The following is a 25,010-nucleotide window of genomic DNA, read 5'->3' on the forward strand; positions in this document are numbered from 1 at the left end:
GCATGGGCAAGCTGGACGGGCGGGTCGTCCTGGTCACCGGGGCGGCGCGCGGGCAGGGCGAGCAGGAGGCGCGGCTCTTCGCGGCCGAGGGGGCGCGGGTGGTCGTCGCCGATGTGCTGGTGGAGCAAGGGGAGGCGCTGGCGCAGGAGTTGGGAGAGGAGACCGCCCGGTTCGTGCGGCTGGACGTGGGGAGCGAGGAGGGGTGGGCCGAGGCGGTGGCCGTGGCCCGGGACGCCTTCGGGAAGATCGACGGGCTCGTCAACAACGCGGGCATCCTGCGCTTCAACGAGCTGGTCAACACCCCGCTGGCCGAGTTCGAGCAGGTGGTGCGGGTCAATATGACCGGTGCGTTCCTCGGGATCCGGGCCGTGGCGCCGGAGATCGGGGCGGCGGGCGGCGGGACGATCGTCAACACGTCCTCGTACACCGGTCTGACCGGCATGCCGCTGGTCGGCGCGTACGCCGCGACCAAGCACGCCGTCCTCGGTCTGACCAAGGTGGCCGCGATGGAGCTGGCCGGCAAGGGTGTGCGGGTCAACGCCATCTGCCCGGGGGCGATCGACACGGCCATGAGCAACCCGGCGCTGCTGGACCCGGACGCCGACCTCGGCAGGTCGGACGCGGCGCTGGACGCGTACTACCGCAAGCTCGTGCCGATGGGGCGGATCGGCCGGCCGGAGGAGGTGGCCGCGCTGGCCCTCTTCCTGACCGCCGACGACTCCTCGTACATCACCGGGCAGCCGTTCGTCATCGACGGGGGGTGGCTGGCGGGGGTCAGTCCTTTCTGAACACGAAGCCTGACGCTCCGTCAGCTATTGACTGGTCGCGGTGGCGGTGGAACAGTCGGTCGCATCACAATCTGACGGTTCGTCAGAAAAACTTGAGGACGGTGAACCTCCGTGGAATTCGGGCTCTTTGTTCAGGGGTACGTGCCCGCCGCGCGCGCGAAGGCGGATCCCGAGGCAGAGCACAAGGCGCTGATCGAGGAGACCGAGTACGTCATCCAGGCGGACAAGTCCGGCTTCAAGTACGCCTGGGCCTCCGAGCACCACTTCCTGGAGGAGTACTCGCACCTCTCCGCCAACGACGTCTACCTCGGCTATCTCGCCCACGCCACCGAACGCATCCACCTCGGATCGGGCATCTTCAACCCGCTCGCGCCCGTCAACCACCCGGTGAAGGTCGCGGAGAAGGTCGCCATGCTCGATCATCTCTCCGAAGGGCGCTTCGAGTTCGGGACCGGGCGCGGGGCGGGCAGCCACGAGATCCTCGGGTTCATGCCGGGCATCACCGACATGAACCACACGAAGGAGCTGTGGGAGGAGACGATCGCCGAGTTCCCCAAGATGTGGCTCCAGGACGAGTACGCCGGCTTCCAGGGCAAGCACTGGTCGCTCCCGCCGCGCAAGATCCTGCCGAAGCCGTACGGGGGCGCGCACCCGGCCATGTGGTACGCGGCCGGGTCCCCGTCCTCGTACGCCATGGCGGGGAAGAAGGGGCTCGGCGTGCTGGGCTTCAGCGTGCAGAAGGTCTCCGACATGGAGTGGGTCGTCGAGTCCTACAAGAACGCGGTCAAGGACGCCGAGCCGGTGGGGGCGTTCGTCAACGACAACGTGATGGTGACCTCCACGGCCATCTGCGCCGAGACCCATGCCAAGGCGGTGGAGATCGCGGTGGGCGGGGGGCTGAACTACCTCCAGTCGCTGCTGTTCCGCTACCACGACACGTTCCCGCGGCCGGAGGGGATTCCGGAGTGGCCGCAGCTGCTGCCGGAGTACACCGAGGAGATCGTCGAACTCCTCATCGCGGAGGAGCTGATGATCTGCGGGGACCCGGACGAGGTGCTGGAGCAGTGCCGGAGGTGGGACCGGGCGGGGGCGGACCAGCTGAGCTTCGGGCTGCCGATCGGGATCAGCCCCGAGGACACGATGACGACGATCCGGCTGATCGGGGAGCACGTGATCCCGAAGATCGACACGGACCCGGTGCACCGGACCTCGCGGATGCGGGCCGCGGCCGGCTGATCCGCCTGCCCCGGGCCCACGTCGGGGCTCCGCCCCGCCGGTGAACCGGGCGGCGGCCTCCCGGACCGTCGCCCTGATGAGCCGGGGTGCGCACCGCGGCCCAAGCGTGCGCACCCCGGCTGTCCCACCGCGCCGAAGAAGGAACCCACCGGAAGGGAACCGTCATGCTCGACCACCTCATCCGCCGCGCGACCGTCGTGGACGGCACCGGCGGGCCCGCGTACACCGCCGACGTCGGCCTCCGCGGCGGCCGCATCGCCGTCATCGCCGAGCCCGGCACCGTCACCGAAGAGGCCGTGACCGGCGAGGACGCCGACGGGCTGGTCCTCGCCCCCGGGTTCGTCGACCCGCACACGCACTACGACGCCCAGCTCTTCTGGGACCCGTACGCCACCCCCTCCATGAACCACGGCGTCACCACCGTCGCGGGCGGCAACTGCGGATTCACCCTCGCGCCGCTGCACCCCGACCGGCCCGAGGACGCCGACTACACCCGCCGGATGATGGCCCGGGTCGAGGGCATGGCGCTCGCCGCCCTGGAGGAGGGCGTCGACTGGTCCTGGTCCAGCTTCCGGGAGTACCTGGACGCCCTCGAAGGGCGGATCGCCGTCAACGCCGGGTTCATGGTCGGGCACTGTGCGCTGAGGCGGTACGTCATGGGAGCGGACGCGGTCGGCGGGCAGCCGACCCCCGCCCAGCTGGACGCCATGCTCGCCCTCTTCCATGACGCGATGGACGCCGGGGCCTGGGGCCTTTCCACCACCCAGTCGTCCACCCACGCCGACGGCGACGGCGAACCCGTCGCCTCCCGGCACGCCCGCCCCGAAGAACTCCTCGCCCTGTCCCGGGCGGTCGGGGAGCACGAGGGGACCCAGCTGGAGGCGATCGTCGCCGGGTGCCTGGACCAGTTCTCGGACGCGGAGATCGACCTCTTCGTCGACATGAGCGCCGCCGCCGGGCGCCCGCTCAACTGGAACGTGCTCACCGTCGACGCCGCCGTCCCCGAACGGGTACCGCGCCAGCTGATACCGAGCGAACGCGCCCGCGCGGCCGGGGGCCGGATCGTCGCCCTCACCATGCCGATCCTCACGCCCATGAACATGTCCCTCGGCACCTTCTGCGCCCTCAACCTCATCCCCGGCTGGGGCGGGATCCTGGCCCTCCCCGTCCCCGAGCGGATCGAACGCCTCCGGGACCGCGCCACCCGCGCCGAGATGCTCCGCCGCGCCGACAGCAAGGAGGCCGGGGTCTTCCGGCGCCTCGCGGACTTCGGCCGGTACGTCATCGGGGACACGTACAGCACCGCCAACGAAGGGCTCACCGGCCGGGTCGTCAACGACATCGCGGCCGAACGCGGCCAGGACCCCTTCCACTGCCTGGTCGAGATCTGCGCCGCCGACGACCTGCGTACGGTCCTGTGGCCCATGCCCACCGACAACGACCCGGCCTCCTGGGAGCTGCGCCGCCGCACCTGGGAGCACCCGGACGTGCTGCTCGGCGGCTCCGACGCGGGCGCGCACCTGGACCGGATGTGCGGGGCCCCGTACACCACCCGCTTCCTCGGCGACTGCCTGCGCGGGCGGAAGCTCGTGCCGCTCACCACCGCCGTCAGGATGCTCACCGACGACCCCGCCCGCCTCTTCGGACTGCGCGAACGCGGCCGGATCGAGGAGGGCTTCCACGCCGACCTGGTCCTCTTCGACCCCGAGCGGATCGACGCCGGGCCCGCCACCCTCGTCCACGACCTGCCCGGGGAGAGCCCGCGCCTGGACTCCAAGGCCATCGGGATCGTCTCCGTACGCGTCAACGGGGTCGAGACCCTGCGCGACGACAAGGTGACCGGGGCGGTGCCGGGGACGGTCCTGCGCTCGGGCCGCGACACCCGGACGGTGAGTACGGCGTGAGCCCCGCCGGACCGCAGAAGCTCTTCATCGGCGGGGAGTGGACCGAGCCCGCCGACGGCCACTACGAGGTCGTCGACCCCGCCACCGAGGAGGTCGTCGGCCTCGCCCCCGAGGCGAGCCGCGCCCAGGTGTACGAGGCCGCGGCGGCGGCGAAAGCGGCCTTCCCGGCCTGGTCGCGGACCCGTCCCGAGGAGCGCGCCGCGATCCTGGACCGTACGGCGGACCTCGTCCGGCGCGACTTCGCCGCCCACGCCGAGGTCGCCCGGCGGGAGAGCGGAGCCACCGCCTCCACCGCCCGGGGGATGCAGGTCGGGGTCGGCATCGCCCGCTTCCGGCGGTACGCGAAAGGCGCCCTGGAACCCGTCGAGGAGGCCGTCCCGCCGCAGGTCAACGAGGCCGGGCCGATGGGGAGGGCCGGGATCTTCGGGGCGCTGGCCGTCCGCCAGCCGGTCGGCGTGGTCACCTGCGTCACCTCGTACAACAACCCCTGGGCCAACCCGGCGGGCAAGATCGCGCCCGCCCTCGCGATGGGCAACACGGTCGTGGTGAAGCCCGCCCCGCAGGACCCGCTCTCGGTCTACCGGATGGCCGCCGCCCTCGCGGAGGCGGGCGTTCCGCCGGGGGTGGTGAACGTCGTGACCGGCTCGGGCGCGGAGGCGGGGGAGGCCGCCGTGGACTCCCCGGACGTCGACATGGTCAGCTTCACCGGCTCCACCGCCGTCGGGCAGCGGATCGCGGAGGTGTGCGGGCGCGGGATGAAACGGCAGCTGATGGAGCTGGGCGGGAAGGGCGCCGCGCTGGTCCTGGAGGACGCGGATCTGGGCTCGGCGGTCGCCGGGATCGGGACCACCTTCTCCTTCTACAGCGGACAGATCTGTACGGCCCCGACCCGCGTCCTGGTCCACCGCTCCCGCCAGGACGAACTGATCGCCGGGCTGGCCGCGTACGCGGACGCGCTCACCGTCGGGGACCCCGCCGACCGGGCCACGGTCGTCGGCCCGGTCATCTCCGCCGCCCACCGCGACCGGGTGGAGGCCTATGTGGAGCTGGGCCGGAAGGAGGGCGCGCGGGTGGTCACGGGCGGCGCCCGCCCCGCCCACCCGGCCCGGGGGTTCTATGTGGCCCCCACCCTGCTCGCCGGCTGCACCCCGGACATGCGGGTCGTCCGCGAGGAGATCTTCGGGCCGGTCGTCGTGGTCGTCCCCTTCGACGACGAGGAGGAGGGCGTGGCGCTCGCCAACGACAGCGACTACGGCCTCATCGACTACGTCTGGTCCGCCGATGTGGCCCGCGCGTTCCGGATCGCCCGGCGGCTGCGGTCGGGCGGGGTCGGCGTCAACACGGTCGGGCGGAACATGGAGGCCCCGTTCGGCGGGTTCCGCAAGAGCGGGGTGGGGCGGGACGTGGGCTCGTACGCGCTGCACGCCTACAGCGAGACGCAGGCGATCGTCTGGCCCGGCTGAGACCGTCCGCCCACCCGTACGGGAAGCGTGCGGGAAATTTTTGAAACGGGGCAAAACGGACAGTGCTGCGATTACCGTACGGCGCCCCTCGCGTGCGACCGTCATGCATTGCAAGGCTTCACGTGCATGTGACCTTGAATTGATGAAGTGTTCACGGGGAAACGGTCGTTGTAACCAAGGGTGAGACGTTGGAGTCTCATGCTCCGGATGTGGATATCGCAGCGCATAACGTCCCTCTCATGACTCAGCTGGACGCGCGGCCTCGGGCCGGAGACACGGTACGGGGAAGTGCCCCGGCCGGTGGTGGTGACGGGGGCGTACGCGGCAAGGGGCTCGGCGGGAACTCCGTCGGCCTGACGGGCAGCGCCGTCATCGGCATCTCCACCGTCGCCCCCGTCTACTGCCTGACCTCGACCCTCGGCTCCACCGCCGGAGAGGTCGGCGTGCAGATGCCGGCCGTCTTCCTGGCCGGGTTCCTGCCGATGCTGCTCGTCGCCTTCGCCTACCGCGAGCTGAACAAGGTCATGCCGGACTGCGGCACCTCCTTCACCTGGACGGTGAAGGCGTTCGGCCCGCGCGTCGGCTGGATGTGCGGCTGGGGCCTGGTCATCGCGACGATCATCGTCCTGTCCAACCTGGCGGGCGTCGCCACCTCGTTCTTCTGGCTGCTGGCGGGCGAGGTCACGGGCAGTCCGTCGGTCGCCGCCCTGGACGACAACAAACTCGTCCACATCGGCACCTGTCTCGTCCTGATCGCCGTCGCCACCGCCATCAGCTACCGGGGGATGACCGCCACCAAGGGCATCCAGTACACCCTGGTCGCCCTCCAGCTCGCCGTCCTCGCGCTGTTCGTGACGATGGCCCTGGACAAGGCGGGCAGCGGCGGCGCGGACTTCGCCACCTCGCTCGACTTCTCCTGGTCCTGGCTCAACCCGTTCGCAGTCCAGTCCTTCGCGGCCTTCACGGCCGGGCTCTCCCTCTCCATCTTCATGTTCTGGGGCTGGGACACCTGTCTGACCGCCAACGAGGAGACCACCGGCAGCGACAAGACCCCCGGCCGGGCCGCGCTCATCGCCATGGTCGTCCTGGTCGGCTCCTACCTGGCCACCGCCGTCGCCGCCCAGATGGCCGTCGGCTCCGGCACCACCGGGCTCGGCCTCGCCAACCCGGAGACCGGTGAGAACGTCTTCGCCGCCCTCGCCGGGCCGGTCATGGGTTCCGGGCTCGGCGTGCTGCTCTTCGTCGCCGTCCTCGCCTCGGCCGCCGCCAGCCTCCAGACCACGTTCATCCCGGTGGCCCGCACGGTCCTCGCGATGTCGACGTACGAGGCGATGCCCGCGTCGTACGCCAAGGTCCACCCCCGCTTCAAGACGCCCGGCCGGGCGACGGTCGTGGCGGGCATCGGGACCGGTGTCTTCTACGCCGTGATGACGCTGGTCAGCGAGCACGTGCTGATCGACACCATCTACGCGCTCGGCCTCATGATCTGCTTCTACTACGCGCTGACCGCCTTCGCCTGCGCCTGGTACTTCCGCGCCGAACTCACCCGCTCCGGCCGCGACCTGGTCTTCAAGGGCCTGTTCCCGGTCCTCGGCGGCATCCTGCTCGCCGCCGTCTTCGCCAAGACCCTCTACGACATGTGGGACCCGGCGTACGGCTCCGGCTCCTCGGTCTTCGGCGTCGGCTCGGTCTTCGTCATCGGGGTGGGGCTGCTGCTCCTCGGCGTGGTGCTGATGGTCGCGATGGAGCGCCGCAGCCCGGCGTTCTTCCGGGGCGAGGTCCTGACGAAGGAGACCCCGGCCCTCGTGGTCGAGGACTGAGGTCTCCGGTACGGCGTCGGTCTCCGGTACGGCGTTACGTCACGTCGCCGGGCTACGGGCGCCAGTAACCCAGGGCGTTCACCCGGTCCTTGGGCAGGCCCAGCTCCTTGCGGAGGTAGGCCGCCAGGGTCCGGGTGGTCGACGTGTCGCAGGCGACCCAGACGTACGCGTCCGAGGAGTCCTCGCCCAGCAGCCCCGGCAGGGCCGCCTTCACCTCGGCCACCAGATGGGCCCCGCCCTCGCGGCGCTCCACGTGGTGCAGGGTGTGGTGGGCCTCGTCGAGGCGGAACGGCAGTTTCCGGTCGTCCTCGTGGGAGGTCTCGAACCAGATCGTCGCCGGGGTCTTCGGGATCGCGTCCAGCAGCGAGTTGATCGCGGGGAGCGCGGCCGGGTCACCGATCACGAAGAGCCGCTTCGGCGCCGGGTCGGGCAGGGTGAAGCCGGTGCCCTGGAGGGTCGCGTCTATCGTGTCACCGGCCTTGGCCGTCTTCGCCCAGTCGCAGGCGGGGCCCTCGTGGAGGGCGAATTCCAGACTGAAGGTCCCGGCCTCGGGGTCCGGGTCGACCAGGGTGTAGGCGCGCTGATGCGGTTTGCCGGCCTTCTCGAACCAGAGCCGCACCCACATCGTGGGGTGCGCCCCGCCGGTCGCGGCCAGCAGCCCGCCGTCGGTCAGGTGCACCCGGTGGAACCGGTCGGTGACTTGCTCCGCGCCGGTCACGGTGAACGTGAAGTCCCGCCCCCGGAACAGTTTGAGAACGACGCCTTCCCAGCCATGTCCCACGGTGCTCCCCGCCCTCTCCTGCCGCCCCTGGCCCGCTGCCCTAAGGGTCACTTTGGTTAGGCTAACCTAAATTTCGAGGGCTGGGGAGTGGCCGAAAACCACCGGGAACAGGGGATGGGCAGAGCGATGACGAACGCTGGCGTCGACGGCGAGAGACCGGGTCCGGGTACGTCCGGGGAGCCTTTGGGCGCCTTTGCGAGTTCTTCGGGTGCCACCAGGATGCCTTTGGGTGCCTCCGAGGGGTCCGGGGGATTCGGGGGTCCCGAAGGGGGCGGGGGATCTGCGGGGGCCGGGGGCGCCGAAGTCTCCGAAGCCTCCGGGGGCGCCGAAACCTTCGAGGTCTTCCGGGACGACCGGGGGATACCCCACCTGCGGGCCGGCACCGCCCTCGCGCTCGCCCGTGCCCAGGGCCACAACGCCGCCCTGGACCGGGCCTGGCAGCTGGAGACCGAGCGCCACCGGCTGCTCGGCACGACCGCCGCGTACCTGGGCGCCGAGGCCGTCGACTGGGACCGGTTCGCCCGGCGGGCCCGGCTCGCCGACACCGCCCGCCGCTGCTTCGAGCGGCTGGCGCCCGGGACCGCCGCCTGGGTGCGCGCGTACGTCGACGGGGTCAACGCGGGCCTGCCCGAAGGGGCCGCCCGCGCGCCGGAGTTCACCGCCGCCGGGCTCGTCCCCGGCCGCTGGGAGCCCTGGACCCCGCTCGGCGTCTGGCTCTCGACCCACATCCTCTTCGCCGGGTTCCCCACCAAGCTCTGGCGCGAAGAGGTCGCCCGCAGGCTCGGGGACGACCGCGCGACCCTCTTCGCCACCGACGGCCCCGGCACCTCCGGCTCCAACGGCTGGCTCCTCACCGGCGCCCGCACCACCACCGGCGCCCCGGTCGTCGCGGGCGACCCGCACCGCTTCATCGAGGACCCGGGCCTCTACCAGCAGCTCCGGCTCGCCTGCCCCGAGTTCGACGTGGTGGGCCTCGCCGTCCCCGGCGTCCCGGGCATCGCGCACTTCGGGCACGCGGGCGGGGTGGCCTGGGCGATCACCAACGCGATGGCCGACTACCAGGACCTCTACCGGGAGCAGTTGCGCCGCACGCCGGACGGCGGGGTGGAGGCCCTGGGCCCGGACGGCTGGTACCGGGCCCACGCCCACACGGAGACCATCGAGGTGGCGGGCGGCGAGCCGGAGCCGGTGGAGGTCGTCGAGACGGACCGGGGGCCGCTGATCATCGGGGAGGTGCCGGACGCGCCGGACGCGCTGGATCTGCCGGGCGTGCCGGACGCGGCGGATGTACGGGACGCGCAGGGCGTACGGGGTGGTCCGGATGCCGACGGTGGGCCCGACGGGCCGGATCTGCCGGACGCGCCGGATGCGCCGGGCGTACGGGATGACGCCCCCCTCATCAGCCTCCGCTACCCGCCCCGCGTCACCGGCGACCTCGGCTTCGACGTGCTGCCCGCGCTGCTCGGGGCCCGTACGGTCGAGGACCTCGACACCGCGCTGGACGGCTGGGTCGAACCCGTCAACGTGGTCCTGGCCGCCGACACCACCGGGGCCACCCTGCACCGGGTCGCCGGACACGTCCCCGTGCGCCCGTACGCGAACCGGCTCCGGGTCGTCCCCGCGCATGATCCCGCGTACGCCTGGCGCGAGGGCGCCGAGCACACGCCCCGTACCGAGGTCGACGCCGCCACCGGCACCGCCGTGATGGCCAACGAGCGCGGTCTCGCCGCCCCCCTCGGCATCGAGTTCGCGCCCCCGCACCGGGCCGACCGGATACGGGAGTTGCTGGGCGCGGCGCCGGGGGCAGGAGCGCGTGAGGTCACCGGCCCGCCCTGGTCGGCCGCCGACATGGCCGTCGTGCACACCGACACCCGCCTCGCCTCCTCCCGGCAGCTCCTCTCCCTGCTCGCCTGGGCCCCGGACCTCGGCCCCGCCGCCGAACGCCTCCGGGACCGGCTGCTGCGCTGGGACCGCCACATGGACGCGGACAGCACCGACGCCACCCTCTACTCCCGGCTCCGCGCGGACGTCGTCCACCGGCTGGCCGGCCACCCCGCCCTGCGGCCCGTCACGGGCGAGGCCGACCCCTGGCGCTCGTCCGCCTACCCGCCGCTCTTCCGCCCCTGGCTCGCCGCCGTACCCCGGATCGGCTACGCCCTGGAGACCCTGCTCACCGTCGGACTCCTCCCGTACGAGGAACGGCTCGCGCTCGTCGCCGCCTCGGCGGAAGCGGTCGCCACCGCGCAGACAGGGGACGGCCCGGCTCCCTGGGGCGAGGTCCACCGGGTCGCCCCCTGGCAGGCGCTGCCGGACGCGACGCCCCAGGAGGTGTGGCCGGGGCTGGCGGGGGACCACGACTGCGTGCTCTCCACCTCCAGCGTTCCCGGGGTCACCGACCTGTTCGCCCGCGGCCCGGCCGCCCGGTACGTCTGGGACATGGCCCGCCGCGAGGACAGCCTCTGGGTGGTGCCGTTCGGCGCGTCAGGCGTACCGGGCTCACCCCACCACCGCGACCAGACGGACCTGTGGGCGAGCGGCCGCCTGGCCCCCGTGACCACGGACTGGAACCTGCTGCACCGCACCGAGGAGACCACCGCCACCGTGAACACCACTTCCGGCTCCGCCGCCACCGTCCCCGCCCTGCGCCCCGCCGTGTACGAGCAGAAGGTCGAGGGCTTCGGGGTCGTCCGCCTGGTCCCGGTCGACCCGGCCGCCGACGAGGAGCTGCTGCACGGCTGGGTCACCCAGGAGCGCGCCCGGTTCTGGGGCATGGCCGACCACACCGCCGAACAGGTGCGGGAGATCTACGAGTTCGTCGACTCGCTCGCCACCCACCACGCCTACCTGGCGCTGCGCGACGGCGCCCCGGCCGCGCTCTTCCAGACGTACGAGCCGGACGCCGACCTCGTGGGGGAGTGCTACGACGTCCGGCCCGGCGACTTCGGCATCCACCTGCTGATCGCGCCCGCCGAGGGGGAGGGGGCGGTGAAGGGGTACACGGACTCCCTCCTGACCGCGTTCATCGGGTACGTCTTCAGCGACCCGGCCCACCTGAGGGTCGTCGTCGAGCCGGACGCCCGCAACGAGAAGGCGCTCGCGCGGATGGTCCGGGTCGGGTTCGAACTGGGCCCGGAGATCCGGAAGCCGGAGAAGACGGCCCGGCTCGCGTTCCTGACGAGGGAGGCGCTGGGCCTGGCGTGAGGGTCCCGGGTGCGAGGGGCCCAGGCGTGCGGGCTCTGCCGTGAGAGGACCGGCGTGGAAGCACCGCCTCACCTGAAGAGGAGCGCGGCTACAGCGGACTCGTCCCGTCCGGGTTGAGTTCGCCGCCCTCCCGGAACAGCCGCCGGGCGACGACGTGTCCGCGCCCGGCGGCCATCCGGAACCACGGCTCGGCGGCCGCCAGCCCCTCGCGCTCCTGGACCAGCCGGCCCAGCTCCCACATCGACTCCACGTCCCCGGCCTTCACCGCCTGCCGCAGCATCCGCTCCGCCGCCTCCGGCCGCCCCTGGCTCCGCGCGTCCAGGGCGAGCATCCGCAGCCCGCGTACGGCACGGGCGTCCCCGGCGGCAGCGGCGGCGGCCAGCGCCTGCGGGTCCGGAGGGCGGCGGTAGCGCTGGGCGATCAGCAGCAGCACACCGGCGACCGACATGATCCAGCTCAGGTTGATCAGCGTGCTGCTGCCCAGGTACACGCCGGTCAGGCTCAGCACCCCGCCCGCGGGCAGCAGGAAGAACCCCAGTCCCATCCCCGTCCCTCCCATCCATCCGTCCGCCGGTCCGGCCGTTCAGCCGCCGGTCCGGCCGTTCATCCGCCGGTCCGGCCGTCCATCCGCCCGGCCCGTGCCCTCTCCGTGGCCCCAGGCTATGGCCGACATGGTCTCGGATTTCACCGACGTACGGCTTACCTTGGCCCTTCCCTCAGATGACGGAGGTGCTCTCTTGATGCGGATCGCCACAACCATCTTCCTCACCGACGAGACGGTGACGCCCGTACGCCTGGCGCGCGAGCTGGAACAGCGCGGGTTCGCCGGGCTCTATCTGCCCGAACACACCCACATCCCGGTGAGCCGCCGTACGCCCTACCCGGCCGGGGGCGAGCTGCCCCGCGAGTACGGGCGCACGCTCGACCCCTTCGTGGCGCTCGGCCAGGCGGCGGCGGTCACCGAGCGGATCGCGCTCGGTACGGGCATCACGCTGGTCGCCCAGCACGACCCGATCGACCTGGCCAAGCAGGCGGCGACCCTGGACCACCTCTCCGGCGGCCGGTTCACGCTCGGCGTCGGCTACGGATGGAACGTGGAGGAGGCCGCCGACCACGGCGTCGCGTGGTCCACGCGCCGGGAGCTGGTGCGCGACCGGCTGGCGCTGATGCGGGCGCTCTGGTCGGCCGAACCTACTTCGTACGAGGGGGAGTTCGGGTCGGTCGCGGCGAGCTTCGCGTTCCCGAAGCCGGTACGGGCACCGCGCGGCCCGGTCGTCGGCCCGCGCACCCTGATCGGCGGCGCGGCGGGCCCGAAGCTGTTCGCGGCGATCGCGGAGCACGCGGACGGCTGGCTGCCCATCGGCGGCCGGGGGCTGACGGAGGCCGTACCGAAGCTGCGGGCGGTCTGGGAGGAGGCCGGGCGCGACCCCAAGGACCTCCAGGTGGTGCCGTACGCCGTCCTCCCCGACCCCGGGAAGCTCGCCCACTACGCGGAGCTGGGCATCGAGGAGGTGGTGCTCCAGCTGCCTCCGGCGGGTGAGCGGGAGGTGCTGCGGGTGCTGGACGGCTACGCGGCGTACCTCTGAGGCCCGCCGGTGGGTCCCACCTCTGAGGCCCACCTCTGGGCCCACCTCTGAAGTCGCATCCGCCACACCGGCCCGTGCAACCGGGAGCGCCGCCAGGGCATCCTTACTCCCGGGGGATCGCATACATGGGCGCGGCCCGCACGCGTTTCCGGGCGTGCGGGCGGTGGCCCGGCTGGGTGGGGAGTGGAATGAACAGGCCGTTGCGGCACATAGCCATCTTCTGCGGGCTGCTGGTGCTGGGGCTGCTGCTGCGGGTGAACTGGCTCCAGCAGGTCGACCGGGTGGAGCTGTCCCAGCACGAGCACAACCAGAGGGTCCGGTTCGAGCGGTTCGCCACCCCGCGCGGCGACATCATCGTCGGCGGCAAGGCGGTCACCGGCTCGAAGGAGACCGGCAGCAGGGACTACGCCTTCCAGCGCACCTGGAAGGAGGGCCCGATGTACGCGCCGGTCACCGGTTACGCCTCCCAGGCCCAGGGCACCTCGCTGCTGGAGCGCACGTACGACAGCATCCTCAGCGGCCAGGACGACCGCTTCGCCTTCCGGCACGCCAAGGACGTCCTGATGGGGGAGCCGAGGCGCGGCGGCAGCGTGATCACGACGATCGACCCCGACGCCCAGAAGGCCGGCTACAAGGCGCTGACCGATCTGGGCGCCCGGGGCGCGGTCGTCGCCCTGGAGCCGGGCACCGGCAAGGTGCTGGCCCTGGTCTCCACCCCCTCGTACGACCCCGGGGTCTTCGCCGGGATCTCGTTCAAGGAGAGCGACCGCTTCAAGGCGCTCCTCGACGACAAGGCCAAGCCGCTGGCCAACCGCCCGCTGCGCGAGACCTACCCGCCCGGCTCGACCTTCAAGATCCTCACCGCGGCGGCGGCGCTGGAGCACGGGGTGATCTCGGACGTGGACGCCCCGACGAAGGCGGTCTCGCCCTACCCGCTGCCGCTCTCCCGGAACAGGATCGGGAGCGAGGCGGGGGACGCGGTCTGCGACAAGGCGTCCTTGAAGACGGCCATGCAGTACTCCTGCAACAACGTCTTCCTCGACGTGGCCGCCCAGCTGGGCGAGGACAAGATGCGGGAGACGGCGGAGAAGTTCGGCTTCAACGAGGACGTGTACGCGGACGAGTTCGGCGACATGCTCGCCACGAAGAGCCTCTACCCGGAGAAGCTCGACAAGCCCGGCACGGCCCTCACCGGCATGGGCCAGGGCAGCCTGACGAGCACCCCGATGCAGATGGCGATGGTGACGGCTGCCCTCGCCAACGACGGCAAGCTGATGCAGCCGTACATCGTGGAGGAGCTGAAGGGCCCGGACCTCTCCACGCTGGAGACCAACGAGCCGATGGAGAAGGGCCAGGCGGTCTCTCCCGAGACGGCGAAGAAGGTCCAGGAGATGATGGAGCACACCGCGAAGGAGGGCAGCGCGCAGCGCGCCCTGATCGACGGGGTGACGGTCGGCGGCAAGACGGGCACCGCCCAGCGCGGGGTGAACGTGCGCGACGAGGTGCCGTACGGCTGGTTCGTCAGCTACGGCAAGAAGGACGACGGCCGTTCGGTGGCCGTCGCCGTCTTCATCGACCCGACGGACATGGACATCTCCCGCTCGGACATCTCGGGTGGGCGCCTGGGCGCGCCGATCGCGAAGAAGGTGATGCAGGCGGTCCTGGGCAAGTAGGCGTACGGGGTCGCCCCTGGATTCCTCTGCCTGCCCCCGGGATTGGCCGGTAACGGGCGGCGCATTGGCCTAGGCCAAGCCGCACCCGTCCCCGTACCCTCATCCGTAGCCAGTGGCACACGCCCCCCACCCCGGTTGCATGCTGGCGCGGGCACCCCCACCGAACTCTGCCCCGAGCAGCCAGGGTGAACTCCCCCACTCGCCGCCTCCAGGAGGCCACGGTGAAAGTTCGCACCAGAAGCTCGGCGATCATCGGCGCTCTCTTCCTCTCCGTCTCCCTGACGCTCGCCACGGCATCGGCCGACGAACCCCCGGCACAGCCGCAGGTCGTGCTCACGGAAGTGGCCCGCGCGCAGGGCCCGTCGGGGGGCGCGGCCGGTCCGGACGGCAGGGTCTGGATAGCCGAACGGGCGGGCACGGTCAGGATCTTGGGCGACGGCGGCCTGAGCGACCCGGTGCTCGACATCTCCGCCGAGACCACGACCGACGGCGAACGCGGTCTGCTGGGTGTGGCGTTCGCCCCGGAGTTCACGCACTTCTACATCTCGTACACGGACCTCGAAGGCGCCAGCACCATCGACGAGTTCGCGGTGGAGGACGGCGAACTCCGGCCGGACACGCGGCGTACGGTCCTCACGCAGGAGCAGCCGTACGCGAACCACAACGGCGGTGACATCAAGTTCGGGCCCGACGGCTACCTCTACATCGCGTTCGGGGACGGCGGTTCGGGCGGCGACCCGCACGGCAACGGCCAGAACCTCGACACGCTGCTCGGCAAGCTGCTCCGGATCGACCCGAGGGGCGGAGAGCCGTACGCCGTCCCGGCGGACAACCCGTTCGTGGCGGACGAGAACGCGCGGGACGAGATCTGGTCCTACGGGCTCCGCAACCCGTGGCGGTTCTCCTTCGACGCGGGCACCGGCGACCTGCTCATCGGTGACGTGGGCCAGAGCGAGTGGGAGGAGATCGACTGGGCCCCCGCGGACAGCAAGGGCGGCGAGAACTACGGCTGGTCCTCGATGGAGGGCAACCACCCGTTCCGGGGCGGCACGGAGCCGGCGAACCACGTGCCGCCGGTCCACGAGTACGACCGCAGCGGGCTGGGCTGCTCGGTGACGGGCGGCTTCGTCTACCGGGGCGAGGCGATCGCGGACCTGGCGGGGAGCTACGTCTACAGCGACTACTGCGACGGCACGCTCCGCACCCTGAAGATCGAGAACGGTGAGGTGACGGCCGAGGGCGACCTCGGGGTCCAGGGCGGTGAGGTGATCTCGTTCGTGGAGGCGGGTGACGGGGAGCTGTACGTCCTGTCGATAGGCGGCCAGATCCACCGCCTGAACCCGGCGTAACCACCGGAGCCCACCCGGGCCCACTTCCAGCGCGGGCCGGGCCCACCCCAGCCCGTCCGGGCCCACCTCTAGCGCGGGCCGGGCCCATCCCAGCCCGTCCGGCGTCTGAGGTCGGAACCCTTGCTGGGGTGGGCCCGGCGCGGCTCCAGGCTCTTCGTGCACGAGACCCTCGTAGGGGCACCGGCCCCCACGGCCAAGGTTCCGTCCTCAAACGCCGGACGGGCTGGTTGGTACGCCGGGCGGGCTGGTCACGGCCCCCCGCCCCGCTCGTATGCTCGGAGCATGACCGATCCCGAGCCCGATCCTCAGCCCGGACGCCCGACCACCAACGCCATGCGGCGCGCGCTCAAACGTGCCCGGGACGGGGTCGCCCTCGACGTCACCGAGGCCGCCGTCCTGCTCCAGGCACGTGGCGACGACCTGAAGGATCTGGCCGCGTCCGCCGCCCGCGTCCGGAACGCGGGGCTGGAGGCGGCGGGCCGGCCGGGCGTGATCACGTACTCGCGCAAGGTCTTCATCCCTCTCACCCGCCTCTGCCGTGACAGGTGTCACTACTGCACCTTCGTCACCGTCCCCGGCAAGCTCCGCCGCGCCGGCCACGGGATGTTCCTCTCGCCCGACGAGGTGCTGAAGATCGCCCGCGAGGGCGCGGCCATGGGCTGCAAGGAAGCCCTGTTCACGCTCGGGGACCGCCCGGAGGACCGCTGGCCCGAGGCGCGGGAGTGGCTGGAGGCGGAGGGGTACGACGACACCCTCGCGTACGTACGGGCCATGGCGATCCGGGTCCTGGAGGAGACGGGCCTGCTGCCCCACCTCAACCCGGGCGTCATGACCTGGACCGACCTCCAGCGGCTGAAGCCCGTGGCGCCCTCCATGGGGATGATGCTGGAGACGACGGCCACCCGCCTCTGGTCCGAGCCCGGCGGCCCGCACCACGGCTCCCCGGACAAGGAACCGGCCGTACGGCTGCGCGTACTCGAAGACGCGGGCCGCTCCAACGTCCCCTTCACCACCGGCATCCTCATCGGGATCGGGGAGTCCTACGAGGAGCGCGCCGACTCCCTCTTCGAGCTGCGCAAGACGGCCCGCGCCTACCACGGCATCCAGGAAGTCATCGTGCAGAACTTCCGCGCCAAGCCGGACACGGCGATGCGCGGGATGCCCGACGCCGAGCTGGAGGAGCTGGCGGCCGCCATCGCCGTGGCCCGGCACATCCTCGGCCCGTCCGCCCGCATCCAGGCCCCGCCGAACCTGGTGGACGCCGAGTACGCGCTCCTCATCGGCGCGGGCATCGACGACTGGGGCGGGGTCTCGCCGCTCACCCCCGACCACGTGAACCCCGAGCGCCCCTGGCCGCACATCGACGAACTGGCGCGGAAGACGGCGGAGTCGGGCTTCACGCTCCGCGAACGCCTCACCATCTACCCCGAGTTCATCCAGCGCGGCGAACCCTGGCTCGACCCCCGCCTCCTCCCGCACGTCCGCGCCCTGGCCGACCCGGAGACGGGCCTCGCCCGCGAGGACGCGCTCCCGGTCGGCCTGCCCTGGCAGGAGCCGGACGAGGGGTTCACCTCCTTCGGCCGTACCGACCTGCACGCCACCATCGACACAGAGGGCCGCACCGGCGACCGGCGTAACGACTTCGACGAGGTGTACGGGGACTGGGAGGCGCTCCGGGAGGCGGCGGCCCCCGGCATGGTCCCGTCCCGCATCGACGCCGACGTACGCCAGGCGCTGAGCCAGGCGGCCGACGACCCGACGAAGCTCACCGACGACCAGGCGCTCGCCCTGCTCCACGCGGACGGCCCGGCGCTGGACGAACTGTGCCGGATCGCGGACGCGCTGCGCCGGGACGTGGTCGGCGACGACGTCACGTACATCGTCACGCGGAACATCAACTTCACCAACGTCTGCTACACCGGCTGCCGCTTCTGCGCCTTCGCCCAGCGCCGCACCGACGCCGACGCGTACACGCTCTCCCTCGACCAGGTCGCGGACCGGGCGGCGCAGGCGTGGGACGTCGGCGCGGTCGAGGTCTGCATGCAGGGCGGCATCCACCCGGACCTGCCGGGGACGGCGTACTTCGACATCGCGCGGGCGGTGAAGGAACGCGTCCCCGGCATGCACGTCCACGCCTTCTCGCCCATGGAGGTCGTCAACGGCGCGACCCGCACCGGCATGTCGATCCGTGACTGGCTGACCGCCGCCAAGGAAGCGGGGCTCGACTCGATCCCCGGTACGGCGGCGGAGATCCTGGACGACGAGGTCCGCTGGGTCCTCACCAAGGGCAAACTGCCCACGGCCACCTGGCTGGAGGTCATCAGGACGGCGCACGAGGTGGGCCTGCGCTCGTCCTCGACGATGATGTACGGGCACGTGGACCAGCCCCGCCACTGGCTCGGCCACTTCCGCACGCTGGCCCGGCTCCAGCAGGAGACAGGCGGGTTCACGGAGTTCGTCACCCTCCCCTTCATCCACACCAACGCCCCGGTCTATCTGGCCGGCATCGCCCGCCCCGGCCCGACCGACCGCGATAACCGCGCGGTGACGGCGATGGCCCGGCTCCTCCTCCACCCGCACATCACCAACATCCAGACGAGCTGGGTGAAGCTCGGCACGGAGGGCGCTGCCGAAATGCTCCGCTCGGGAGCCAACGACCTGGGCGGCACGCTGATGGAGGAGACCATCTCCCGTATGGCAGGCTCCAGTTACGGCTCGTACCGCTCGATCCAGGACCTCAAGGCCATCGCGGAACTGGCGGGCCGCCCGTCCCGCCCCCGTACGACGCTGTACGGGGAGGTCCCGGCGGAGCGGGTGGCGGCGGCGACGGCCTCGGACGGCCAGCTGCCGGAGTTGCTGCCGGTGCTGCCGAGCTGAGGGGTGGCGGGGGGAGCGAGGCAGCGACGGCGCACCCCTGCCCCGCTCCCCCTGGCCTGAGGGTTACGGGCGGCAGCCCTCCGCCTCCATGGCGACGGGCAGTTGGGAGCGCAGGAACTTCTCCAGCAGGCGACGGCGTTCCGCGGTGTCCTCGGGGTCCTCCACACCGTCCATGGCCAGTACGTATTGCATCTTCTCGCCCTTGTACGTGCACGCCTGCACGGCCATCCCTCCGTGGTCCGCGATGGTGGCGCCGTCGCCGATGTCGGCCGGTGCCGGATTCCCCAGGCGGCGCATGCCACTGGCGCTGACTTCCAGGGGCTTGACGAACGGTTCGACGACGTCGCCTCTCAGCCCTACCTGCTCCTTTCCATCCACCTCGAACTCGCAGCGCGGCTGTTTGGGTTCGGAGAACGTGTCCTTGGTCTTCAGTTCTTCGCCCCTGGGCAGCAGCGCGCCGATGAGGTCGGGGTCGACCTTGGTGCCGCAGGCCTCGGAGATTCTGAAGGCGTCGGGGCCCCCGCAGCCTGTGGCCCCGACGAGCATCACGGTGAGCAGCGCGGCACAGCCCACCCGCCGCGACATGGTTTTCCCCGTCGGCTTCATCGACTTCATCATCCTCCGCCCTTCAGCCCGCTGGCGCGGTCGTTGCCGTCGTAGGCAGCAGTGCCGATCTCCCTCGTGAGCGTGTAGCGAGAGTTGGAATGCTGGGGGTTCGCCTCGGCCCACTGGTCGGCGAGCGCCTGCAACTGCTGTTCCCTGCCCTTGAAGGTTTCCTTGTTGTCCTGCTGCTGGATGGTGTCGATCCGCTTCTGCTCCTGCGTCTGCCATTCGTAGGCCACCGCGTCGATCCCGCGCTGGGCGATGTCTCCGACGCCGGGGACGAAGTTCGCGATGCTGCCGAACCCGTGGTACAGCCACTTCGCGTCCCATGAGGGGTCGTCCTTGTCGGTGGTCAGGGCCTGGTAGCGCGCCTGTTCCAGGAATCCGACGGTACCGCCTGCCCGCTGCAGGGTCTCCTTGGGATCCTTTGGGTTGTCCTCGTGGATGTCCCTGACCATCTCCCGGTTCAGTCCCTCGTTGAGGATGGTGTAGGCGTTCTGGTCGCGGGAGATCTGCTTCGAGACCTCCAGCAACTCGTCCCGTTCCAGCAGCCTCGCGTCCTTGGGGTCATCGGCCAGGGCGCTGGCGGAGTGGTGCACCACGTCCCCGTGGTTCGTCAGAACGATCGCCATGTCGTCCCGCATCTCCGCGGGGAAGTCGTCGCCCCGCTGCGCGAGGTACTTGAGCGAGCTGTCGAGCACCTGCCGGTGCTGCCCGGTGTGCTCGACGGGTCGCGCGGACCGGTCGTCCGGGTCGACCCCGGTCGCCGCCGCGACCAGCGCGTCGCCGGTCGCCTCGTAACTCGCGTTCGGACCCTTGTAGTCGCTCGCCGACTTCCCGTATCCCATGGAGTCGGGCACCACGTCGTTGAAGGGCTTGCGGTCCTTCAGAACGTGCTGGGCGTTGTCCTGCGGGTCGGTCGAGCTGAAGAACTCCGTCGCCGCGTCGGGGTTGTGGGCCAGCGCCTTCATGAACCCGGTCATCGGGTCCGTACCGGCGTCGTTGTTCTCCCCGTAGTGGAGCTGGTCGATCTTCGCGTACGACGGGAGCTTGTCCCAGGGCAGCACGTCCTCGCGGCGCTTGCCGCCAGGCCCCGGGTCCCTGACGTCCCCGGTGTTCTCCTTCTCGAACTTGACGAGTGCGTTGCCGTAGTCGTTGAGGAAGCCGGCCTCGTACGTGCCGTGGCGCATGAGGTTGCTCATCGCCTGGAAGCCGTAGACACGGGTCTGGCTGGTGCCCTTGCCGTTGCCGACGTCCTCGCCGCCGAGGGCGACGACCCGCTCCTTCCACGCCTCCATGCCCTCGCTGTTGGAGTGGGAGGCGGTGCCCAGCGTGGTGCCCAACTGCTTCTCCAGCGTGCCGAGCAGTTTCATGCGCTCTTCGCGCGCCTCCCGCGTGCCCGTACCGCCGCCGTCGCGGTTCTCCCAGCTGTCCAGGTCCACGGCCCCGGCGAAGAACTTCAGCGTCCCTTCCGGGCCGAGGCCGAGGGCCACGCGTTCGGCGAAGACGGGATCGTTCGGATGAGCCTTCAGCAGCGCGTTGAAGCGTTCCAGCTGCTCGTTGGTGATCCGGCTGGGGTCCAGCTTGCCCAGGGCGATGAGTTCGTCGGAGTCGTCGATGGACTTCTGCGCCGCGTCGAAGCTCTTGAAGCCGTTCGATTCGAATCCGTGCTTGTCCTTGGCGTGGAAGCGCAGCGCCGTGGCGGCCGTGCTGTCGGTCTCACCCGCCGCGGTCAGGATCGTGCTGATCTCCTTGGCCACCGCGTCGATCTCCGCCTGCGTCGGCGGTTCGATCTTCGCGTCCCCGGCCGCCTGCGGCGAGGGGAGGGCGGCATTCACCACGCCCTTGTCGTTCACGTAGATGTTCTTCTTGGCGGCCCGGCTCACCGCGTCGGCCAAGTCGGCCTTGTGCTTGGTCAGTTTGGTGTGCGCGCCGCTCAGGATCGTGTGCACGCTCCGTGCAACGGTGACGACATCGTCGAACTCCCGGGCCGTGACCGTGACGAAGTCCTTGGTCACGGTCGCGTTCAGCCCTTTCCAGTCGGCCGCCTTGGCCTTGCGGTCCATGTCCGCCGCGCTGACCTGGCCGTTGCCGCCGTCGGCCACCTTGACCAACTTGTCGATCATCGCCTGCCAGTCCGTCACCGCCGCCTGGAGCTTGCCCAGTCGCAGATCGTTGAGCTCTTGGAAGGTGACCATGCCGCTCGCCCCCGTGGTTCGCCGTACTGGTTACGTGTAGTAGTCGCGGATACGCGAGACGGAGAGGTCGTCCCCGCCGGCGGTGCGCATGTCCGTGGCGATCTTGACCTCGTCCTTCGCGCGCTCGGCGCGTGAGTAGTCGAGGTGGTTGGAGATGTGCGCACACGCCTGCTTGAGCGTTCCCGACTTCGTGATCCAGGCGTCATGCAGTTCGGTCAGGGCGGAGCCCATGTCCAGTCCGTCGTTGAAGAGCTGGATGGACGCGTCGAAGGTGCTCTGCCGGGCGTGGTCGGACGCGGTCGAGAACTGCTGCCGCAGACCGTACGCCAGGTTGCCCAACGCCCCCAGGACGTCGTTGTGGACGATCAGGTCCCCATTGCCGCCGCTCCCGCCACTGCCTTCGGGTGCGACCTGGTTCAGCCGCATGGACGTGTCCTGCTGCGCCCTGCTCTTCGCCTGCTCCCACTCGTCCCACGCCATAGGTCCTCCGTGAAGCCGTACGCCGATTCTTCTTCCGCCGTGAGGTTGCCTCTTGCTCCACGTTATCTTCGCTTCTTGATCGTTTGCTGAAGGGGTGCCGGGCGGGTATTTGAGGGTCGGTCTTCCGTTTCTTTCTGTCATGACCCGGGCAACTCTTGCGGGGGTCATCCCTGCCGTCACGTGCTGTTGAGACAGGAGCGAGAAATCATGCGAACCCTGCCGATACCGGTATTCGCCCGCAAAGTCCGCCGCCAGTCGCATGCGACCGCAGGCGCCTCTCTTTCCTTGCGCAACCGTCACGCCACCCGCACCGCCACCGTCCTCGCCGCCGCCGGCGTCCTCGTGCTCGGCACCGCGTCCGCCGTCCACGCCGACCCGCCGCAGCACCTGCCGCAGAACGCCGGCGGGTACGAGCAGAGCTTCTCGCCCGCCTACGACTACGACGGGGACGGCTGCTACGCCACCCCCGCCATCGGGCCGGACGGCACCCTCGCGCCCGGGCTCAGGACCACCGGGGCGATCAACGGGAGCTGCCGGGACAAGTGGGACCTGGACAACTCGCAGACGTACGCCCGCTCGAAGTGCAACAACGGGTGGTGCGGCATCGTCTACGCGAGCTACTTCGAGAAGGACCAGGCCGTCCACGGCAGCGGCCTCGGCGGGCACCGCCATGACTTCGAGCACGTCATCTCCTGGGTCAACCAGGCGTCGAACCAGGTGGATTACGTCTCGACCACCCAGCACCGCACGGTCAGGACCTACCCCCGCTCCCAGGTCCGCTTCGACGGCTCGCACCCCAAGGCCGTCTACCACAAGGACGGCGCGAGCACGCACTTCTTCCGGCTCGCCAACAGCAACGACGAGCCGCCCGAGAACCACTACGGCAACTGGCGCTACCCCCCGATCGTCGACTGGAACGGCTTCCCCACCACGGAACTCCGCGACCGCCTCATGAACGCCGACTTCGGCGCCGCCACCATCAAGGTCACCGACAAGGGCGACCGCTTCCGCAACCTGCTCAACAGCTCGAAGCCCGCCGGGATCCCCTTCGATCCCTGGGCCTGAGGCGAGGGCCGTCGCCGGGTGAGCTGTGCATCTGTTGACTTTCGATAGCTGTCGATCGAAAATCGATCGATGCACAGTCTCCTGGTGGGCATCCTCCGCATCGGCATCGCGGTAGTCGTTCTCTTCGGCCTCTTCGCCCAGGCCGTCATCATCCCGACGACCGCCGCCGACGAGGTCGACCTCTTCCCTCCGTACGAGCCCTACGCCCTGCCCTACACCATCGCCTCGATCCTCGGCGTCGCCTGCGTGCAGCTCGCCCTGGGCGCCATCTGGATGCTGCTCTCCATGGTCGAGCGCGACGCCATCTTCACGCGCTCCGCCTTCCGTTGGGTGGACACCGTCATCGGCGCGGCCGTGGTGGCGACCGTGATCGCCCTGGGGGCGGCGGTGCACCTGACCTTCGACACCATCCCGTCGCCCGACGACGGCATGAACGTCGAGGGCGCGCTGTTCGCGGCGGTGGCATGCGTGGGGGTGGGTGCGGCATTCTCCATGCTCATGGTCATCATGCGCACGCTGCTCGGCAAGGCGATGGACATGCGGACAGAGCTGGCCGAGGTCATCTGATGCCGATCGTCGTCGACATCGACGTCCTGCTCGCCCAACGGAACATGTCCGTGGGCGAGTTCGCCGCAGCCGTCGGTATCACGCCCGCCAATATCGCCGTCCTGAAGAACGGCCGCGCGAAGGCGGTGCGGTTCGCGACCCTGGACGCGATCTGCCGCGTACTGGAGTGCCAGCCGGGGGACGTGCTGCGGTACGTCCCCGACGAGTGACCGCTCACGCCCCTGGCCGAACGGACCGGGGGCGCGAGCGGCGGGTTCGTTCAGCCCTCGGTCGCGAACTCCACGAAGGCGGTCCAGGCGGGGGCGGCGATGAGGAGCACCGGGCCCGTCGGGGCCTTGCTGTCGCGTACGGGGATGACACCGGGGTGGCCGTCGGCCACCTCGATGCAGTTGTTGGCGCCCCCGTCGCTGTAGCTGGACTTGCGCCAGGCGGCGGTTGAGAGGTCGGGCGTGCGCTTCATGATCCTCTGAGCTCCTTCAGGACGCCCCTGATGAACGCGATGGAGGCGGGCGGGGGCAACGACCGATCCCGTGCCCGATCGTAGGCCAGCCGGGCGCGCGTGACGTCTTCCGGATCCTCCAGCAATTCGGAGCACTGGTTGCCTTCCATATAGGCGACCCCGCTGCCGTCCTCCTGCCACAGGAGCGTCAGTGAACCGTCCATCAGGTGATGCGCGCCGGCCGAGAGCGGCAGCACCTGAAGCGCGACCATCGGCAGTTCAGCGACCGCGATCAGGTGCTCCAGCTGCGCTTCCCACACCTCCGCGCTGCCCACCTGACGCCGGAGCCCGTACTCATCGATGATGATCCGGACGGTCGGAGCCGGGTTGCGGTAGAGCAGTTGCTGACGACCCAGTCGCGCTATCACCTGCTCCTCGACCGACTCGGCTTCGCTCTCCGTTTCCTGGTCGCCCGACAACAGGGCGCGGGCCACATCCTCGGTCTGGAGCAGTCCGGGAATGCCGAGCGTGAACAGGTGCATGATGCGGGCCCCGAACTCCAGCCGCATGAACTCCTTGTACTTGTCCTTGAAAACCTCCCTCCGCGCCACCTTCCACAGCTCGACCAGCAGCCCGCCCGTCTTGTAGAAGCGGTCCAGGTCCTCCATCACCGCCGGCTTGGACAGCCGTTTCCCCGACTCCAGGCGTGACAGGTAGCTCTTGTCGTAGCGGGTCTTCTCCGCGAGCTGGCCGAGCGACAGCCCCGCCTGCTCCCGTAAGAACCTCAGCGCGCGCCCCAGCGCCGCCCGTCCTGACTCCGCTTCCACGTCCGCTTCCGCGACTTCGGTCATCCCCGACCCCTTGCCGTTGTCCTGTGCGCAGGCAATCGCGTGCCTCTGTCGAGCGTAGGGCGGCGGCCGTGACGATGGGGGCACGAACGGTAATCGCCACCCGTCAGGGTCACGTACCCCCACGCGCTA

At 70.8% G+C, this 25,010-nt stretch carries 20 protein-coding genes; 13 read left to right on the forward strand and 7 right to left on the reverse strand.

The features are described from left to right. Positions 1-2 precede the first annotated feature (2 nt). The 5 genes from DJ476_RS20115 (at position 3) to DJ476_RS20135 (ending at position 7,211) form a co-directional block, all read left to right on the forward strand. On the forward strand, positions 3-788 hold the full coding sequence (locus DJ476_RS20115) for an SDR family NAD(P)-dependent oxidoreductase (protein ID WP_112491200.1): 786 nt from the start codon (positions 3-5) through the stop codon (positions 786-788). Positions 789-899: 111 nt separating this feature from the next. Continuing rightward, positions 900-2,024, forward strand: a complete 1,125-nt coding sequence (locus tag DJ476_RS20120; RefSeq protein ID WP_103421794.1) for an LLM class flavin-dependent oxidoreductase — start codon at positions 900-902, stop codon at positions 2,022-2,024. A gap of 164 nt (positions 2,025-2,188) precedes the next feature. After that, positions 2,189-3,928, forward strand: coding sequence for an N-acyl-D-amino-acid deacylase family protein (locus DJ476_RS20125; RefSeq protein ID WP_112491201.1), 1,740 nt, complete (start codon positions 2,189-2,191; stop codon positions 3,926-3,928). Beyond that, complete coding sequence (locus DJ476_RS20130) at positions 3,925-5,391, forward strand: aldehyde dehydrogenase family protein (protein WP_112491202.1); 1,467 nt, start codon at positions 3,925-3,927, stop codon at positions 5,389-5,391. The genes DJ476_RS20125 and DJ476_RS20130 overlap by 4 nt, the downstream gene beginning before the upstream one ends. Before the next feature lie 239 nt (positions 5,392-5,630). Then, complete coding sequence (locus tag DJ476_RS20135; RefSeq protein WP_112491203.1) at positions 5,631-7,211, forward strand: APC family permease; 1,581 nt, start codon at positions 5,631-5,633, stop codon at positions 7,209-7,211. A gap of 52 nt (positions 7,212-7,263) precedes the next feature. Here the strand turns inward: DJ476_RS20135 and DJ476_RS20140 are convergent, their stop codons facing one another. Beyond that, entirely contained in the window at positions 7,264-7,992 is a 729-nt protein-coding gene (locus DJ476_RS20140) for a siderophore-interacting protein (RefSeq protein ID WP_112491204.1), read from the reverse strand. Between the two features lie 114 nt (positions 7,993-8,106). Between DJ476_RS20140 and DJ476_RS20145 the strand changes: the two genes are divergently transcribed. Continuing rightward, entirely contained in the window at positions 8,107-11,193 is a 3,087-nt protein-coding gene (locus DJ476_RS20145) for a GNAT family N-acetyltransferase (protein WP_404827521.1), read from the forward strand. 88 nt (positions 11,194-11,281) lie between these two features. Here the strand turns inward: DJ476_RS20145 and DJ476_RS20150 are convergent, their stop codons facing one another. Beyond that, positions 11,282-11,737 carry an SEL1-like repeat protein gene (locus DJ476_RS20150; protein WP_112491206.1) on the reverse strand — a complete coding sequence of 152 codons (456 nt, stop codon included), beginning with the start codon at positions 11,735-11,737 and terminating at the stop codon, positions 11,282-11,284. A 196-nt stretch (positions 11,738-11,933) separates the two neighbouring features. On the opposite strand from DJ476_RS20150, the gene DJ476_RS20155 reads away from it, so the two are divergent. The 4 genes from DJ476_RS20155 to DJ476_RS20170 all read left to right on the forward strand — a co-directional run bounded on the left by DJ476_RS20155 (position 11,934) and on the right by DJ476_RS20170 (position 18,678). Beyond that, the gene (locus DJ476_RS20155) at positions 11,934-12,779 is read left to right on the forward strand and encodes an LLM class F420-dependent oxidoreductase (protein ID WP_112491207.1); all 846 of its coding nucleotides are present in this window, start codon (positions 11,934-11,936) and stop codon (positions 12,777-12,779) included. Positions 12,780-12,967: 188 nt separating this feature from the next. Further along, positions 12,968-14,452, forward strand: a complete 1,485-nt coding sequence (locus tag DJ476_RS20160) for a peptidoglycan D,D-transpeptidase FtsI family protein (protein WP_112491208.1) — start codon at positions 12,968-12,970, stop codon at positions 14,450-14,452. A 221-nt stretch (positions 14,453-14,673) separates the two neighbouring features. Next, a complete protein-coding gene (locus tag DJ476_RS20165; RefSeq protein WP_112491209.1) occupies positions 14,674-15,801 on the forward strand; it encodes a PQQ-dependent sugar dehydrogenase in 1,128 nt (375 codons plus the stop codon). A 282-nt stretch (positions 15,802-16,083) separates the two neighbouring features. Beyond that, the gene (locus tag DJ476_RS20170; RefSeq protein WP_112491210.1) at positions 16,084-18,678 is read left to right on the forward strand and encodes a bifunctional FO biosynthesis protein CofGH; all 2,595 of its coding nucleotides are present in this window, start codon (positions 16,084-16,086) and stop codon (positions 18,676-18,678) included. Positions 18,679-18,741: 63 nt separating this feature from the next. On the opposite strand, the gene DJ476_RS20175 is transcribed toward DJ476_RS20170, so the two are convergent. Genes DJ476_RS20175 through DJ476_RS20185 form a run of 3 tightly spaced genes read right to left on the reverse strand, consistent with a single transcriptional unit; the run spans position 18,742 to position 21,959 of the window. Further along, complete coding sequence (locus DJ476_RS20175) at positions 18,742-19,284, reverse strand: hypothetical protein (protein ID WP_318294746.1); 543 nt, start codon at positions 19,282-19,284, stop codon at positions 18,742-18,744. Between the two features lie 8 nt (positions 19,285-19,292). After that, on the reverse strand, positions 19,293-21,479 hold the full coding sequence (locus tag DJ476_RS20180) for a DUF6571 family protein (protein WP_112491212.1): 2,187 nt from the start codon (positions 21,477-21,479) through the stop codon (positions 19,293-19,295). A gap of 30 nt (positions 21,480-21,509) precedes the next feature. Beyond that, complete coding sequence (locus DJ476_RS20185; RefSeq protein WP_070203543.1) at positions 21,510-21,959, reverse strand: hypothetical protein; 450 nt, start codon at positions 21,957-21,959, stop codon at positions 21,510-21,512. A 207-nt stretch (positions 21,960-22,166) separates the two neighbouring features. On the opposite strand from DJ476_RS20185, the gene DJ476_RS20190 reads away from it, so the two are divergent. From DJ476_RS20190 to DJ476_RS20200, 3 genes are all read left to right on the forward strand, one after another. Next, a complete protein-coding gene (locus DJ476_RS20190; protein ID WP_112491213.1) occupies positions 22,167-23,024 on the forward strand; it encodes an NPP1 family protein in 858 nt (285 codons plus the stop codon). A gap of 69 nt (positions 23,025-23,093) precedes the next feature. Beyond that, positions 23,094-23,591, forward strand: coding sequence for a DUF2975 domain-containing protein (locus DJ476_RS20195; RefSeq protein ID WP_112491214.1), 498 nt, complete (start codon positions 23,094-23,096; stop codon positions 23,589-23,591). Continuing rightward, complete coding sequence (locus tag DJ476_RS20200) at positions 23,591-23,800, forward strand: helix-turn-helix domain-containing protein (protein WP_019762036.1); 210 nt, start codon at positions 23,591-23,593, stop codon at positions 23,798-23,800. The genes DJ476_RS20195 and DJ476_RS20200 overlap by 1 nt, the downstream gene beginning before the upstream one ends. A 50-nt stretch (positions 23,801-23,850) precedes the next feature. Here the strand turns inward: DJ476_RS20200 and DJ476_RS20205 are convergent, their stop codons facing one another. Both DJ476_RS20205 and DJ476_RS20210 read right to left on the reverse strand, forming a co-directional pair. Then, positions 23,851-24,051 carry a DUF397 domain-containing protein gene (locus tag DJ476_RS20205; RefSeq protein WP_112491215.1) on the reverse strand — a complete coding sequence of 67 codons (201 nt, stop codon included), beginning with the start codon at positions 24,049-24,051 and terminating at the stop codon, positions 23,851-23,853. Continuing rightward, positions 24,048-24,881 (reverse strand): helix-turn-helix domain-containing protein, encoded by an 834-nt coding sequence (locus tag DJ476_RS20210; protein ID WP_112491216.1) that lies wholly within the window; start codon positions 24,879-24,881, stop codon positions 24,048-24,050. The genes DJ476_RS20205 and DJ476_RS20210 overlap by 4 nt, the downstream gene beginning before the upstream one ends. Positions 24,882-25,010 lie beyond the last annotated feature (129 nt).

It is taken from the genome of Streptomyces bacillaris, from assembly GCF_003268675.1.
GTDB classification, from domain to species: Bacteria; Actinomycetota; Actinomycetes; order Streptomycetales; family Streptomycetaceae; genus Streptomyces; species Streptomyces bacillaris.